At 68.3% G+C, this 15,436-nt stretch carries 17 protein-coding genes; 5 read left to right on the top strand and 12 right to left on the bottom strand.

Translation table 11 applies throughout. The features are described 5' to 3' along the window. Positions 1-6 precede the first annotated feature (6 nt). The 4 genes from BN1555_RS29750 (at position 7) to BN1555_RS29735 (ending at position 2,896) form a co-directional block, all read left to right on the top strand. Positions 7-1,305: a ParM/StbA family protein gene (locus tag BN1555_RS29750; protein WP_093802241.1), complete on the top strand. Its 1,299-nt coding sequence runs from the start codon at positions 7-9 to the stop codon at positions 1,303-1,305. Beyond that, positions 1,305-1,526 (top strand): hypothetical protein, encoded by a 222-nt coding sequence (locus BN1555_RS29745; RefSeq protein ID WP_093802240.1) that lies wholly within the window; start codon positions 1,305-1,307, stop codon positions 1,524-1,526. The genes BN1555_RS29750 and BN1555_RS29745 overlap by 1 nt, the downstream gene beginning before the upstream one ends. A gap of 129 nt (positions 1,527-1,655) precedes the next feature. Next, the gene (locus tag BN1555_RS29740; protein ID WP_218058208.1) at positions 1,656-2,282 is read left to right on the top strand and encodes an N-6 DNA methylase; all 627 of its coding nucleotides are present in this window, start codon (positions 1,656-1,658) and stop codon (positions 2,280-2,282) included. A gap of 404 nt (positions 2,283-2,686) precedes the next feature. After that, positions 2,687-2,896, top strand: coding sequence for a hypothetical protein (locus BN1555_RS29735; RefSeq protein ID WP_093802239.1), 210 nt, complete (start codon positions 2,687-2,689; stop codon positions 2,894-2,896). A gap of 169 nt (positions 2,897-3,065) precedes the next feature. On the opposite strand, the gene BN1555_RS29730 is transcribed toward BN1555_RS29735, so the two are convergent. From BN1555_RS29730 to BN1555_RS29700, 7 genes are all read right to left on the bottom strand, one after another. Continuing rightward, positions 3,066-3,497, bottom strand: a complete 432-nt coding sequence (locus BN1555_RS29730) for an NADAR family protein (protein ID WP_176710166.1) — start codon at positions 3,495-3,497, stop codon at positions 3,066-3,068. A 220-nt stretch (positions 3,498-3,717) separates the two neighbouring features. After that, positions 3,718-5,394, bottom strand: coding sequence for a hypothetical protein (locus tag BN1555_RS29725; protein ID WP_093802237.1), 1,677 nt, complete (start codon positions 5,392-5,394; stop codon positions 3,718-3,720). A 429-nt stretch (positions 5,395-5,823) separates the two neighbouring features. Next, entirely contained in the window at positions 5,824-6,543 is a 720-nt protein-coding gene (locus BN1555_RS29720) for a hypothetical protein (protein ID WP_093802236.1), read from the bottom strand. A gap of 485 nt (positions 6,544-7,028) precedes the next feature. Further along, complete coding sequence (locus tag BN1555_RS29715) at positions 7,029-7,952, bottom strand: hypothetical protein (protein ID WP_093802235.1); 924 nt, start codon at positions 7,950-7,952, stop codon at positions 7,029-7,031. 152 nt (positions 7,953-8,104) lie between these two features. Further along, positions 8,105-8,953, bottom strand: coding sequence for a hypothetical protein (locus BN1555_RS29710; protein ID WP_093802234.1), 849 nt, complete (start codon positions 8,951-8,953; stop codon positions 8,105-8,107). Between the two features lie 350 nt (positions 8,954-9,303). Then, positions 9,304-10,431: a hypothetical protein gene (locus BN1555_RS29705; RefSeq protein WP_093802233.1), complete on the bottom strand. Its 1,128-nt coding sequence runs from the start codon at positions 10,429-10,431 to the stop codon at positions 9,304-9,306. Between the two features lie 110 nt (positions 10,432-10,541). Next, entirely contained in the window at positions 10,542-11,297 is a 756-nt protein-coding gene (locus BN1555_RS29700) for a hypothetical protein (protein ID WP_093802232.1), read from the bottom strand. Positions 11,298-11,658: 361 nt separating this feature from the next. Here BN1555_RS29700 and BN1555_RS29695 point away from each other — a divergent pair, with 361 nt between their 5' ends. Next, positions 11,659-12,927, top strand: a complete 1,269-nt coding sequence (locus BN1555_RS29695) for an IS701 family transposase (RefSeq protein ID WP_093803728.1) — start codon at positions 11,659-11,661, stop codon at positions 12,925-12,927. Here BN1555_RS29695 and BN1555_RS29690 read toward each other — a convergent pair. The 5 genes from BN1555_RS29690 to BN1555_RS40740 form a co-directional block, all read right to left on the bottom strand. Continuing rightward, positions 12,891-13,133 carry a hypothetical protein gene (locus BN1555_RS29690; RefSeq protein WP_093802231.1) on the bottom strand — a complete coding sequence of 81 codons (243 nt, stop codon included), beginning with the start codon at positions 13,131-13,133 and terminating at the stop codon, positions 12,891-12,893. The two genes, BN1555_RS29695 and BN1555_RS29690, sit on opposite strands and share 37 nt — an antisense overlap. Before the next feature lie 124 nt (positions 13,134-13,257). Further along, positions 13,258-13,533: a hypothetical protein gene (locus tag BN1555_RS29685; RefSeq protein ID WP_141662910.1), complete on the bottom strand. Its 276-nt coding sequence runs from the start codon at positions 13,531-13,533 to the stop codon at positions 13,258-13,260. A 176-nt stretch (positions 13,534-13,709) separates the two neighbouring features. After that, positions 13,710-14,327, bottom strand: a complete 618-nt coding sequence (locus tag BN1555_RS29680) for a hypothetical protein (RefSeq protein WP_093802229.1) — start codon at positions 14,325-14,327, stop codon at positions 13,710-13,712. A gap of 73 nt (positions 14,328-14,400) precedes the next feature. Then, entirely contained in the window at positions 14,401-14,547 is a 147-nt protein-coding gene (locus BN1555_RS39185; protein WP_176709885.1) for a Panacea domain-containing protein, read from the bottom strand. Between the two features lie 10 nt (positions 14,548-14,557). Continuing rightward, positions 14,558-15,394, bottom strand: a complete 837-nt coding sequence (locus BN1555_RS40740) for a hypothetical protein (RefSeq protein ID WP_255306242.1) — start codon at positions 15,392-15,394, stop codon at positions 14,558-14,560. Between the last annotated feature and the right edge of the window lie 42 nt (positions 15,395-15,436).

Genomic DNA, 15,436 nt, shown 5'->3' with positions numbered 1-15,436 from the left:
GAATTCATGAGCACGAACCCGACCGACCTCATCACTCTCACCGGCGGCATCGACGTCGGCAACGGCTATGTCAAGGGCGTCATCCAGAATACGAAGCAGAGCACCTTCGACGAGATCGATCTGCCCAGCGCGGTCGTCTCGACTTCCCGCACCTCGCCGAAGGTGCCGCTCCCGGATGGCGATGCGGCCTCCGTGATGGCCGGCGACTTCTACAACCAGATCGACTGCTCGCTCACCACTCCCCTGGTGGCGGCGTCGGACCGCCGGATCTTCGGCCGGGCAGCGCTGTCTGTGCGTGGCTCGAAGTTCACCGAGTTCGAGGTGCTGGGCAAGCACTCCAAGGCCGATCAGGAGCTGAGCAAGGTTCTGGTCCTGGGTGTGTTCGCAGCGAAGGCCCTGCGCGACTACGTCCGCGAGAACGGCGCGCTGCCCGATCACGAGCTGCGCGTGCAGGTGCGCGCCGGCCTGGCGCTGCCGATCTCCGAGTTCGTCGCGCGCCGCCACGCCTACGCCGCCGAGTTCATCGGTCTGCTGGGCAGCGCGGATTCGACGGTGCACCTGGTGACGATCAAGAACTTCAGCACTCCCGTCTCGGTGCGTCTGCAGTTCGTCGACGTCCAGGTGATGGCCGAGGGTGCCTCCGCGCAGTTCGCCATCACCGACAAGGGCGAGCCGCTCGCCCAGGCGCTGCTGGACGATCTGCGCACCCGTGACGCGTCCATCGTCGAGGACGTCTCTGCTTCTGATCTGGTGGCGGTCCAGCACACCATCGGCGTCGACGTCGGCGAAGGCACCGTGAACTTCCCGGTCTTCACCGACGGGCGGTTCAACCCCGAGGCGGCCGCCACGCTCGACGAGGGCTACGGCACCGCGCTGATGAACGCCATGGAGCGCATGAGCGAGTCGGACGCCACGCTGCAGTTCTCCTCGCGCAAGCAGCTGGCGGACTTCCTCCACGCGGAGCCGTCGGTGCTGGTGAAGAACCGTCACCAGCGTGCCGCCGGCTTCGTCGAGGACGAGGCCAGCTACCTGGTCGACGAGATCGTCTCCTCCTTCGGCGATGTTCTCTCGCAGGCCGGCGCGACGACTGAGGTCGTCTACGTCTACGGCGGCGGCTCGGGTCCGATCAAGCACCTGCTGCACCCGGCGCTGCTGAAGGCCGCAGGCGACGTGCCCGTGCTCTACCTCGACTCGAGCTATTCGCGGCACCTGAACCGCGAGGGCCTGTACATCGCGGCTCGCCACGTCGAGCAGCAGGCCCTCGCCGCGAAGCCCGCGGGCAAGCGCAGTAAGGAGGTGGCCTGATGTGTGAAGCACTCGATGCGACCTCGAAGGCTGAAGCTGCCGAGATCAGCAGCAGCATCGAGCTGTCGGACGAGACCGTGCTCGCGTTCATCCGCGATGGGGCGCTGGTTCCGCTTCGCGAGCAGGCCCGGTGGAAGCTGCTCGGGTCGGATGAGGAGCTTCCGGGCTCCGCCGCGATTCTCACGGTCGGCTCGAAGAGCAGCCCCGAGCCGGGCGCATGAGCGGCTACCGCGAGATCGTGAAGTTGCTGGCGGCGAACACCGGCGCGAAGCGGATGAGCGAAGTCTTCGACAACTTCGTCGAGATGGCGGCGCTGGCTCTGCGCAACGCCGTGGACGTCCGCGGGAGCAATGCCTGGGAAGCACGCGAAGGGGCAGTACCTCCAGATCGCCGGCCGCTACAGCAGAACAGAGCTGGACCGCTTCGCGCACGCCCTGGCGCTGGTGACCACGGAGATGGAGCGCGAGCCCTGCGACGTACTCGGCCGCCTCTACATGGAGTTGGAGCTCGGCAACGAGCGGTTGGGCCAGTTCTACACGCCCTACGACGTCGCCCGGCTGATGGCCGAGATGCAGATCGACTCGGTGGTCGAGCAGGTGCAGAGGGACGGCTTCGCCAATGTGTATGAACCCAGCTGCGGCGCGGGCGCGTTCATGGTTGCTCTGTCGCAGGCGATGCTCGAGCACGGCCTGAACCCACAGACGCAGCTGCATGTGACGGCTGAGGACATAGCACCGCAGGCCATGCACATGATCTACGTACAACTGACGCTGCTGCACATCCCTGCGGTGGTGCGCCGTCGCGACGTCCTCACGCTGGAGACCTTCGAGTCGTGGCCCGCTCTCGCTCATGTTCTGGGCGGTTGGGGCCGGAAGCTCAGGGTGGTCCGGGCGATCAATGGATCACGGCGGTTGCTCATCGCCCCGCCTCAGGACACCACCGGAAAACCCGCTGATGCTCTGGAGGTGCAGCGATGACGATCACGCAAGAACGAACCGATCCCTCTGACGTCGAGAGCGACGACGCTCCGGCCTAGCGCGGAGCGGCGGTCTCCGCGCCGATTATCGGGCACGCCCACAGCGCGGCCGACGGCCGGAAGCTCATTCGGCACTATGCGCACGAGGCTCTCGCCCCCGCAGATCAGGAGACGGCAGCCGAATCGTGCCCGGCGTGCCAGCGCAACGAAGTACGCGCGGGACTCTGCGGCGGATGCGACGCCGCCGTCGGTGCCGAAACAGCGGCGGCCGCACTGGCGGGCATGCCCCGCAACGCGGGTGTTCTGGTGCACGAGGCAGACCAGCTGGGCTGTGACGGGCGACGGAGACCCAGACCAGACCAGACCAGATCAACCCGACACGATGATTTCAGGAGGAACAGCATCATGCGCGACGAGAATGCGATCAGCCCACACGACGGCAAGCACGAGCACAAGAAGAGCCCGGGCCTCATTGCCCGGGCGAAGACCCTGTACAAGGAGAGGCCGACGGTCTTCGCCATCGGTGTCATGGGTGTCTCGGTGCTGTCCTTTCTGCTCGGCGCACTGCTCATGGGGGAGTTCGTTTTCCTGCCGATCATGGGACTCAGGCCGTAGGCACACGCAGGGCCGCGGAAACAGAGACCCCACCGTCGGAGCAAGTGCTCCGGGCGGTGGGGTCTTCGCTGCACTGTCTGCGGCATCAGAGCGGGAAGTGTAAAAGAAGCCCTCCCGCAGCGGAGCATGACGCTCTGCCGGGGAGGGCTTCCGGTGTGACAACTGACCGTCAGCTGTGGTGTGCGCGAATGGCCATCAGTAACTCGCCGAGCATGTTCGTGCCTGGGACCTGCTCGTGCTTCGGACAGAAGCACGAGCCCCAGAACTGGTCATGCCAGTGATTCGTCTCGACGAGCATCAGGTCACCGGTGGCGACGAGCCGCTGGCTCAGGCCGGGGACAGCGAACTTGGCCATGAGCACACGCTGCATGGCCCAGACGCGCATTCCGGTGTTCCAGCCGGGGCGCAGCGTCACCCGGCGGCCCCGCCCCTTGCTTTCGCCGGGAGTCGGAGCACTGAGCACGTGGTTCTGCTCAGCGGGATCGAGGGTCTTCAGCGCGTTGAATGCGTGTTCACCGGAGGCAGCTTCGCGCCCCAGCGGCGGGACGAAGAAGGGCGTCTCATCGAAGTTCGAGAGGAATCCGAGGGTGTCGGTGAACATGGGCATCTGACTGTATTGGGCCACGGTGGTCACTCCTGACGCCTCATGGGCTCATACTTGCGAGTCGTCTCCCGGATCAGCTGTGCTGATCACAGAGCAGTAGAAGCACAGAAAAGAGATTCCCTGCAGTCCACGTGCTCCTCCGGTATTCCGGCTGGCAAGAGAAGAACCCCGGCCTGATGCCGGAGCACCAGGTCGGGGTCCTTGTAGAGATTTGGCGTCAGTGAGTCCTCTGGGGCAGTCGCAGCCCGTCCATGCCCAGAGCATCCAAGTGGAAGCGGACTTCCATGGCGACCAGCCCGTCGACGACCTGCTGGGCCGCTTCGCCGAGCTCGCGCACGGCGTCGCGGTTGTTCTTCCCGAGGATCTGCTCTACGCCATGCGACTGCGTGATCTGCAGGTTCAGACGCACGCGGCCGTCCGCTTCGCAGACCGCGGCGAACACATCCAGCTCCAGCTCGCCGGCGTACGCGCCGATGCAGTTGTTGAGCATCGCACCCCAGCGGGAGAGCGTCTCGGCATCTTGGGCGACGACGAGGTTCAGACCGGGGGCTGCTTCCCGACCATCCAGCAGTGCGGCCGTCTGCAGTGCCCACTGGTGGCGCTCGGCCTGCCTCGCGATCCGCTCGAGGCGGCGGGCCTCCTCGCGTTCGTAGCGCTCACGATCGCGGGCAGCCATCAGCTCACGCCGACGGTCCTCGATCAGACTCAACGCCTGCACGCGGAACGTCTCATTCTTCCAAAGGTTCCAATCAGCGACCTGGGCCGTGCCCTCGGGAAGCAGCCGGATCACGCGGTTGTAGTCCTCCATCTCGCGAAGGCCGTAGATTTCCTCCTGTATGACGCGCTGGGCCGTGCGGCCCCGGGAGTCGTGCCAGCGCTCGATTGCGGGCAGGTCCCGGACCAGGTGCTCGAGGTCACGGGAGCCGCGGACCCGGCGCTGCCCGCGGGCAGCGATGATCTCTGGAAGGAGGTCGAGGTCACGGGTGACGGCCAAACGGTGAGCCGTGCAGTCGGCTGCATCGGCCAGCGTGCGCCGCGCCTGGTGGACGGGCTCCTTGAGGATCCGTCGCAGCACCGGCTGCGGAGTCCGGCGCAGGATCGAGCGGATGCCTCGCTGCTGCAGGGATGTGAGCGGCCGCTCCATCAGGCTGTGGCCACTGGTTGTTTCCGTGGTGCGCATTGCGTCGATGAGCCAGTCCACGGGCACCAACCCGCGGAACATGGCGAACCAGCTCAGGGTGTTGATGTCCAGACGCTCCACCTCGCGGGCCAGTGGCCTGCGGTAGGCGCGCACGCCGAAGAGGTTCTTCGCGACCTGTGCATGGTCGTGGGCATCGAGATAGGGCAGGTAGGCGGAGGCCGGACGATACTGCCAGTCCTCCGCGAGCAGCGGGAAGCGGTCGTTCCAGTTCGGCAGCTTGCCGATGTGTTCGCGGATCGCGGCGATCGCCTGGTCCACGGCGCTGTCGACTCCCTCGGGCTTCGGTCCTTCAAGCCGCCGGGCCTGCGGGTTGCTCTCCACCCACTGCTGCAGTGTCCCGGACAACCCGTGAATCCAGGACTCGACCATGATCCCGGAGAAGACATGGCGGGTAAAGGATTTGCCGACGCGGCGGTCGATCTCGCGCAGGACGACGAGGTCCTTCTTCGTGCGGGCCATCGACGTGAGCTTCTCGTGAGTCCAGTAGTGGAATGCCTTGCCCGAGGCGCGCATGCGGTGCACGCGCCTGTAGAGCGAGACGGCGACGGACGTCCGGCCGTCAGGTAGAGCCCTCGCCAGGATCCTCAGGCTGATCCCGGAGATCGCGCCTTCGACTGCGGCGACACCCTGCTCGGCAAGGGCGTCGTCGACATACTTGATGTAGAGCAGGGCGTGCTCGGTGCGCTCGGGCATGGCGGTCTCCCCCGGGAAGATGTGATGGATTCGGCAGTGAGACCCCGGCGCTGCCTTGCAGCGCAATGCCCGTGTCTCATCCGATTCCCTCTCCCCCAGCTCGACCCCCTGTCAGGCCATTCCAGATCACCTGTCGATTCGAGGCCATGACGCGCGAAAGATCTTTTGACAACGAATGCACAGCCCGACTGACTCGGAGTGAGAAGCCGGGGCTGAGCGTGCAAAAAAGGAAAACCCCCGCCGGTCCCTGTGGGGGTCTTGGCTGTGCTGTTCATCAGGCGACGCGCTCGATGCGCGTGGCCCCGGAGCCGTCCTGGAGCCCGGTGGCCAGGTCGTGCCGGGGTCAGGTCAGGGCAGGCACGCAGACCCGTTAGACCTGTTGGGTCCAACGGGCCTCACAGGTGTTGGTCAGGGTGTTTTCGGTAGCGGTCAGGCCCGGCGCAGGAGCCGGGCGAGGCGGCCTGGTGGGGCGGGCAGCAGCGCGTCGGCGAGCAGTCCGTCGCAGTAGCAGATCTGCTGCTCGCCGTACCAGGCAGGCTCCCACATCTCGCCGCCGCAGACCGGGCACCCATGGTCGTGCCCGACAAACTCGTACTTGGGAGGGCAGCCGCGCTCTTCGCAGGTCGGGAATGTGGGGTCGTCTCCGTGGCCGCCGCAGTACGCGCAGCGTGTGAACCGGTGGTCGACTGGGGCGCCGCCGACGAGGTTACTCTGCAGGGTGGCGATGCCGCGCACGCCCTCCTCGCGCAGCACCGCGTCGGCGCCGGAGACGTGGGCGAGCAGCTGGGCGTCAGGCTGGTGGTCGGCGAGCAGGGTGAAGGCGGCGGCCCACGCCAGGGTGGTGCGGTCGATCTCGGGGGTGCCGGTGAACCAGCCGTTGAGGTCGCTGCCGTCGGGGTAACCAGGGGCGGTCGGGCCTTCGCCGAGCTGCGCGAGCGCGGCGCGGGCCCGGCCCAGGAGCTGGGAGTCGCGGCTATCAGGCGAGGTCATCTCGTTGCGGCGGGGGAACTGGGTGCGGCCGTTGTCCATGCGGACGGTGTAGTGGCCGCCGGCGTGGATCTCCTGGATGAGGCCCTGCTCGCCCGGGTGGGCGGTGAAGCCCAGGGCGTCGATCCGGGCGGTGAGTTCGATGCGTGCGCCGACGAGCACGGCGGTCTCCTTAGGTCAGATGAGGGCGACGAGCAGGGCGACCGCGAGAGCGAGGTGGCGGTGACGTCCCCGGCGACCCGCAGGCCCCGGTATATGCGGCGGGCCAACTGCGAGAGGTGGATGACGTGCGCGGAGCGGGCGGTGTGGTTGCCGGGGTTCTGCAGGTCCTTCAGCAGGGCCTCGGCTGCGGAGTTCAAGGAACCGGCGGGCGGCCGGCCGTTCGGGTCGGCCTGCACCGGGGGGGTGGGGGCGTTACGGCGCCGTCCTTGCGGTTCGGTGCGCCCCGGCGTGGCGCACCGAGCCCGTCCTGCGAAAGCAGGCCAACGGCCCCGCCCCCGCCGGTCGGCGCAGGCCGTGGGGGCGGGTTTCAGCGCAGGCCCATGCTGGCCTCGATCGCGTCGCCCTCCCCCTACTGGTCCTGCCATCAGGGCTCGCATGGGTCGCTCTCGGAGCACTCCGGGCGGGGCTGGCCGTTGGGACACAACTCACCGGCGGGCAGGTCCGGGGGTTCCGCCGGTGCCGCACTCGCACGTGTGGGCGCAGTCGCCGCAGTCCTCGCAGACCTGGTGCGGGCAGCAGCCGCACGGCAGGAAGCGGTTCGGCGGCAGCGTGCAGCAGTGCGCGGCCTCGTCGGCGGCTGCGGCCTCGGCCTCCTCGCGCTTGCTGAGGAGTGCCTTCACGCATGCCTGGCACGACACGTCGGTGTCGGGGTCCTCAAGGCTGCTCTCCGTGTCCCGCGGGAAGTACATGCCGCACGCGCCGGTGTCGCCGATGCCGTCGTCCACCTGCCTGGTGGCGTGCACGGCGCGGCCGCGGTTCGTCTTCTTCCGGCTCGGGTAGCCGTCGGGGTCGCTCTCCCGTTCCAAGGCGGCCAGGGCCTGGCGCACGGCGTCGGCGTCGGTGTCGCTGCTGATCCCGACGGCGCGCAGCGACTTGCACGGCCACGGCACCTGACCGCCGATCGTGTGCTCGCTGCTCCGGCACTCCGGCCGGTGCGTCCCCTTGCAGACCTTCGGCGTCGCGCAGCACCCGTGCCGGGGGTTGGCCGTCTTCGGGTGCAGGGCGAGCATCGCGCCCTGGAGGCGGAGCGCGCCCACCGCGGCAGCGGCCCGGACCGCGTCCTCGTGGGCGTCGAGGAGCGCATTTGCCTCCTCGTGGAACATGGGCCCGCCGGCTTGGGGGGCGACGAGTTGGTTGAAGATCGGGCGACGGGTCCCGTTCACGGTCGGATCTGGGGCCTGCCCGCCCAGCTCGTCGGCCTGGTCGTCCAGCCGCAGAGCGGAGATGAGGATGGCGTCGTGGGTCTTGGAGTCGGCCGTGGCCGGCAGGTTCAGTTCCGTGCGGCGCAGGAACTTCGCGGCCCGGCGCAAGGCTGGGATGTCCTTCGGGGTGAATTCGACGGTGACCATCAGCGTCCTTACTTTGTAGCTGGGTTGATTCCGGCCACTCGTAGGATCGGGAGACCCAGGAATGCCGGGTGTGGCACACAGGCGGCCACGTCGGAGCGACGTCGTGCGGTGGCCTCGGAGGGCGAGGCGGGCGAGACCTCGGTCTCGGGCTGCTACTGCGCCTCGGCTCCCTGTCGCCCGCAAGGCTCGTGCAGCTCCCCGCGTTCCGTGGAGATCACGCCGCAGGGCTTGCCGCCCATGCAGGTGAGGTGGCCGCACAGTGTGCACTCCTGCTGCTGTGTCACGGCGAGAGCGTCCTCCACACGCAGGGCCACACTGGCGTACAGGCCCGGCATTGCGGCGCGGACAGCTTCCACGGCCGCGCGATGGGAACAGGCACGGTATTGGGTATCCGTGATGCCGAGCTCGGCGGCCTTGTCAGCGGTGGTCGTTTCGGGCTGCTGCTGCGCCTCGGCGGTCATGCGGCGCAGCACGTCCCGCGCGGCCTCCCAGCCGAGCCCGAGACCGGTCGTCGTCTTGGCGCGCTCGGCAGGGTCCTCGACACGACGGATCGCCTCGGCGAGGACCGCAGCCTGGTCGGCGGGCGGCGGCAGCACGGCCAGCACCGCAGGTCCGATCTCCTCGAGCCATGCGGGCGACAGGGACCGCCAGAGCCGCTCCTCCGTGTCGTAGATCCCGCACTCTCGAAGCGTCTCGGCGATGCGGTCGCGGAGCGCGGCCCGGTCCGGCGACAACCTGACGGCAGGCGTGGGCTTGCCACTGACGAGCGACAGCGACACGGCGACGAGTTCGGCGTCCGAGCGCGGGTCGTTCCGCCAGCGCAGCACCGAGCAGCCGGAGACGGGCCCCTCATCGATCTCGTACAGCGTCGACTCCTGCGCCCAGGCGCGGTCCTGCCAGTCGTCCGGCGGTGGTGTTGCTCCTCCGCGCTCGTTGCCCGGCCAGGTGACAACAACGGTGCGCTCGGTGATCGTGGCTGTGAAGTCCGGGTTGCTGGTCATGTGTGGCTCCTCGTGGTGTGATCGGAGGGCGCCCGCCGGTAGCTCGAATACCGGCGGGCGTCCTACGTGCGGTGGTCATTCGCCGTCGGGCCCGGCCAGGTCCTGGCGCAGTACGGCCGCACGCTCCGGGTCGAGCTCCAGCCAGTACGGTTCACCGTTCGGGCCGGACTCCGGCCGATGAGCTGGAACTCAGTTCCCTCGCTCTCCAGCTCCTGCTTCGAGCTGCACTGCTCCGAGGCCCAGACGAGGCGGAGGATCGTGTCTCCGTGGGACGCATGCTGGCCGTGTGGCGCCGAACCAACCGGCCGCGCGCCGCGGTGATCGTGACCGTCATCGTGTCGGATCCCGTCTCAGTAGCTCTTGCGGACCGCCGCGCGGGCCTGCGCTTCGGCGTCACGGGCGGGGATGGTGGCGAGGAGTTCGCCGGGGCTCGCGGCCCTGGCGAGGGACTTGGTACGGGCCGGGTCGGCGTACAGGGTCCACACGTCGCCGCCCATCCGGGGCCAGTAGGAGAGCTGCCAGAACCGGCGGTTGGCGTAGCAGATCTGCCAGGAACGCGGGCCGGACGGTTGCGCGCTCACACCGGTCGGAAGGTCCGGCAGTTCCGGCGCGGGACCGTACGCGCGGTCGATGTAGGCGAGGTGTTCGGCCGTCGCCGTGATGGCGACACGCACCGTGTGCGGCCACCGGTGCCCCTCGGGTAACATCGGCGCCCACTCCTTCCATTGCGCCTCGCTGCTCGCGCTGCCGGTGTACGGCGCCCAGGCCGCGCCGCGCGCGTAGTTGAAGCCAAGCCGCATCAGGTGCCATCCGGCGGCGATCTTCAGCCCTTCCGTGTTCGCGCCGTCGGTGATGGTGTCCAGATAGATCCCGGCGGGGTCATTCTCCCGACCGGCCGCGCCCCGCTCCGTGAGCGGGATCATGTGGCGTTCCGCCGTGCTGCCCTCGGCGGTCATCAGCCGCAGCGTGGCGCCCCCGCCGGCGAGTGGGTACGCCATCCGGATTTCCGCGACGGTCGGCAGGGCGGCGAGTTGGCCCGCACGCATCCGCTCCAGCCGCTTGGTCATGGTGGCCGACACCTGGGAACGCTCGCCGTCCTCGGCGGCCATACGCCAGGCGGCGTCGTGTGTACGGGCGCCCGGGTCGCGAGTTGCCGGCGCGGCGGCCTTCTCCCGTTGCTGGGCAACCGTGTTCACCGCGAGCGCACCCTTACGCGTCGTGCTGTCGGATCCGACCTGCCTGCGCTCGCCCCCCACCTCCCGCACCCTCCAGAACAACGCGCCGCGCTCGCTCACCTGAAAGGCGGCGTACATGGCCTGCGAGAACCGGACCCCGCCGAGCGTCTCGCCGGGCAGCGCGAACAGCCAGCCGTCAACGCCGAAGTCGGCGCCGTCAGGCTTCTTGCCGTTGGTCGGCGTGTACCGGGTGTATTCGGGCTTGACAGTCTCCGGGACGATGCTGCGGACCTGCGTAATCATGCTGGGTTTCCTCTCGGGTTGCTGCCGTGGTCGGGTGTGCTGAGTGCCCCCGGCCGGTCTCGAACCGGCCGACCCGCCCGCACTCGTCGCAGGGCCGGGGGCCATGAGGGCTAGAACGGGGGGCAGCACAGGGGGCCGGTGCACTCGTGCGCGGCGGCCTGCACCTGCGCGGCCTGGCGCTCGCGCTCGACCTGATCGCTGCGCATAATGCGCCGGGCGACACACGGCGCGTTGTCGCATGTGATGTGCCCCTTCAGGGCGTCGGTGGAGTCGTCGAAGACCTCGATCAACCCGTAGTCCTCGCACCAACCGCACAGCGGCTCCGGGGCGTGCAGGCTTTCGCCGTCCACGCACCCGATCCAGTTGGACGAGTCGTACCAAGCGCCCTGCCCGTCGGCCTCGATCCACTCGATGACGCGCGCGCAGTGCAGACAGGTGTACTCAGGCTCCGGCACCGTCAGCCCGAAGTGCTCGGCCACGGCGGCAGCACACTGCCCGGTCTGCATGCCCGCGCTCGCCGTGGGCTTGTGCTCGTCGTCAAACCCGTTGAACACGAACTGGGTTGACTCGTCCTCGGTGACCATGGCGGCCACGGCCCACAGTGCGACCGTGGGCAGGTCGTAGTGATCGGCGAACCGGCGGCCCTCCGGAGTGCGGGCGGACGGGTCCGCCACACAGTGGATCCACACCCGCGCACGCCCCGGCACACTGCACACCAGGTACTCCGTAGGCAGCCCGCGCCACGGCTGGTCCACGTGGTGCACGATCCCGAGTACCTCGAGCGCGTCACGGAGCACGGCACCGGCGTGGCCGTCGTACGCGGGGCGCGTCTTGGTGAGGCTGGGGCATGCGGTGAGCGTGGACATGCGGGGTTCTCCTCGGGTTGGTTCGGCTTCCGTGGCTGTGGACGCCCCGCCCAGGTGCAGGGCGCCGTAAGAGGGTTGGGCGCCGTAAGGGGGTTGGGGTGTCAGGCGCCCTGGCCGGTCAGGCCACGTGCGGTGCGGTAGGCGGGGATCAGGTCCCAGGTGGAGCCGAGCCGGTACCACCAGAAGAGTTCGTCACGGTCTAGTACTCCAGTCTGACTTCGCGATCTTGTCGCGGCCCCGGCTGGGAACGGGTACGGCCACCGCGTGATCATCGGGGGTTGTGTGGACTCCTGAAGATCGTGCGGTGGCCGTGGGCCATAGCGTAGACCCTGCTCGCTGGCGGGCGATGTTCGACCAGGTCATGGCCCGGATCGCGGGCAGGTTCGGCCGAGTTGAACCCCGGGCCGCGGCCCGCGCCTACCTGCTCGGGCTGCTGTCGAGCGTCGAACGGAAGAACTGCTGGCAACTGGCCGAACAGGCCGGCCATGCCCGGCCCGGGCCGATGCAGCGCCTGCTGCGCTACGCCCGCTGGGACGCCGATGCGGTCCGCGACGACCTGCGTGCCTACGCCGCCGAACACCTCGGCGCCGACGGCGGCGTTCTCGTAGTCGACGAGACCGGCTTCCTGAAGAAGGGCCGCTCCTCGGCAGGAGTGCAGAGGCAGTACACCGGCACCGCGGGACGCATCGAAAACTCGCAGGTCGGCGTGTTCCTCGCCCTGGCCACCAGCCGGGGACGGGCCCTGATCGACCGACGGCTCTACCTGCCCGAGCACTCCTGGTCCGATAATCCCGAACGCCGCACCGCGGCCGGGATACCCGAGACGGTGCAGTTCGCCACCAAGCCCACTCTGGCCTTGGAGATGATCGCCGCCGCGCTGGACGCCGGGATCGCCGCCTCCTGGGTGACCGGCGACGAAGCGTACGGCCAGGACCCCCAGCTCCGCGCCGCCCTGGAAACACGCGGCACCGGCTATGTCCTGGCCGTCGCCTGCTCGATGCGGGTGAGAATCAACCACGGCCGCACTGCCGTCCGCGCGGACATCGTCACCGACCGCCTGCCTGCCACGGCCTGGCAGCGGCACAGCGCCGGCAACGGCGCGAAGGGGCCGCGGTACTACGACTGGGCCTGGATCCACATCGGCACCGGCAGCCACCGCCACCTGCTCATCCGACGCAACCGGTCCACCGGTGAACTCGCCTTCTACCTGTGCTGGTCACCCACCGAAGTGCCCCTGTCCGAACTGGTCCGCGTTGCCGGGGCCCGCTGGAGCGTCGAGGAGTGCTTCCAGGCCGCCAAGAGTCAGGTCGGACTCGACCACTACCAGGTGAGGCACTGGACCTCCTGGCACCGGCACATCACGCTCGCCATGCTTGCCCTGGCCTTCCTGACCGCCCTCGCCTCCGACGCGGTCCCCGAACGGCCCGCCCGTGCACACCACTTCGCCCGCAGCCACGATCCGGTCACGCTGACCGTCCCGGAGATCCGACACCTACTCGTCGCCGTCTTCCACCCACCAGCCGTGACCGCGGCCAGATTGCTGCACTGGTCCAACTGGCGCCGGCGCCACCAGGCAATAGCCCGACGCAGCCACTACCGACGACGAGCCGCCGGCGAACCCGCTGGATAGATCACGAAACCGCACTGGAGTACTAGGCCGGTCGTGGTCTTGCGGGTGCCGCCGTCGGTGTAGTGGTCGGCGATAACCAGGGCGGCGGCGGTGTGCTCGGCGTGGGACAAGCCGGGGCCGGTCACGTGCCGTTCGGCGGCGATGCGGTCCAGGCGAGCGAGGATTTCAGGGGCGGGGGTGATCTCGGGGGCGGCGTGCTGACTCATGTCGGGGGCCTCTCGCGTGTGGAGGGTGGGGTTCGTGCTGAGTGCAACCGGCCCGACTCGAACGGGGGCTGCCTGGGCATTCAGGGCGGCGCCGGGTGATCAGATGCCGTCGAGCCGTAGCAGGTCACGCAGTACGGCCGGTCCGTCGTCCCCCGCCGGTCGGCGCCGCGCCTGACGCCGTGCGGGAGTCTTGGAGCCCTTCGGCGGACGCGGGTCGGGACGCTGCGGTGTCCTGCGTCGCCTGCGTGCGCGCCGTGAAGGCCGTCTCCTGCGCCTGGGTGGCCTCCACCTCGACCGGCTCGGCCTCCGTCTGCCCGAGAGTGCCGCCCGCGCCGTTGCGGTACTCCGCCGGAGCCGGAGCCTCAGGGGCATTGCCGTCATGCAGCTCGGCGACCGCCACGATGCGGGCCGCCTTGCCGCGCGCCGTGCACGGGCCCTCATGCCCTGAAGACCAGACCGGATCAGCTCCGCTGATCAGGCAGACAAAGAGAGACCCCCGCCCGGCGAGCATGATGCTCAGCCGGCGGAGGCTCCGCAGAATTCACCTGCCGACGCCCAGAGGTGAGCCTCAGTCGGCTACGGCTGAATGCTGCCGTCCGGCACGAGGATCGTGATCCGGTCCTGGCACAGCTGCTGGCCGCCGTTCGAGAAGAAACCACTCAGGCTTCCTGCGTCCGTGCCTTCCTGGTCGGGCCCGATCTTCAGCCGACTCCTGTCGTGCGGGTCGCCGGTGTAGCTCGGCTTCGACGCATCGACGGGCTCGACCGTGCAGCGCAGCCGCTCGACGCGCGGCGTCTGGTCTGCTTCATGTGGATCGATGACTCGAACCGTGATGTCGTTGATGAACGTCGAGCGGTACCACAGGAACGACGGCTGAGCTCTGCGCTCCTCTACCGACACGCTTCCGGGCACGGCGACGTTGTGGTCTTCGATGGTCGTGTAGTCGTAGGTCCCGGTGTACGGAGTCTCCGCCTCGGGGGTCGCCTTGTAGTAGGAGCCGTCAGTGCGCTTGACGAGCTTCCGCACGGGGTTCGCGGCGTAGACGATCTTCGTGTTCGCCATGGCAGCCCGCTCCTGGGCGTCTTGCTCCTTGATGTGGTTGAGCCAGAGGAACACGCCTGCGACCAGGGCGGCAACTATCGCGATCGAGATCGCCCAGGTACGCAGGCGTTGGCGTAAAGGGGTGTTGTACATGGTGCTGGGTCTCTCTCATGGCCCAGGCCTGGATCGCTTCCGGGAAGAGGGCTCTGCCCTCCCAGGCGAGGTGTCAGGCTTGGCAGTAGTAGACGAGCTCCTGGAGCTTCATTGCGGTCATCGCCGGCTGATGGGGCTTGGCCGCGGCGTGCCTCTGCAGGATGTACTCGGCGACGTCGAAGACGGATGTCTGAGACTGAGCGATGGTTCCAACCTTCATTCCGCCTCGATCACCACCAGTGCCGGAACAGGTAGTCGCCGCGCGGGAGTTCGCCGCGGCGGATGAGATCGGCGAGGATCAGTCCCAGTGACGGGGAAAAGGCGCGATCGGCGAAGAATCGGTCCTCGAACACGGCGTTCTCAAGGTCTTGCGTTCGTGGCGGGTTCGCCTCGACAGTGGCTGGCGTGTTCTCGTCAGCAACGCGGATACTCAGCCAGTAGTCCACCTCTGTCGTGCCCGTCTTGATGACACTCTCGCCTGTACGGGAGTCCCGGCCCATGTACATCTCGACGTCGTCGAACGCGTCGAGTGCCTCAAAGTAGTCATCGTCGGAAGTGAGTTTGTACAGCTTCACGCTGTCGTTGCCGATGTGCTCGTCGTCCCGCTGGCATCCGCGCAGCGAGCTGTACGGCTTGCCGTAGACGCGCTCGACAAGGACTTCGATCGGGATGTAGCCGTTCTCGGCGGTCACCCAATCAGCGTGCGGCTCCAGCACGTAGATGCTGTAGGGCGTGTACTCGGGTGCATCGGACATGACGGGTCTTCCTATGCGCGGTTCGCTGATGGTTGCGGGGACGAGCCAGTGCGGCTCAGTGCTCGCCTCGCAGGAGGTCCGCCAAGGCCTGAGCATGGGCGTTCTTCGCTTGTTCGACGGCAGCCTGCTCCTGGAGGGAGTGAGTGTTCTCCCCGCCTGGATGCGCTCGTCGACGGCGTCCATGGCGAGAATGACGGCAGCGAGTTCCAGCCGGGCGTCCGCCACACGGTGCTTCAGCTCAGGGTGCCGCTCGGACATCATGCTCAGCCGGTGAACAGCGTCGACCCTCTGCTCTTCACTGACGGTGTACATAGCGGAACTCGCCTTCTGCTGAGTGACGTTGAGGGGCGTGGG

Origin of the sequence: Streptomyces sp. Wb2n-11 (assembly GCF_001049855.1) — a bacterium.
Taxonomy (GTDB): Bacteria; Actinomycetota; Actinomycetes; order Streptomycetales; family Streptomycetaceae; genus Streptomyces; species Streptomyces altiplanensis.
Note: the sequence above shows the minus strand (reverse complement) of the source record. Positions and strands in the feature narration are given on the sequence as shown.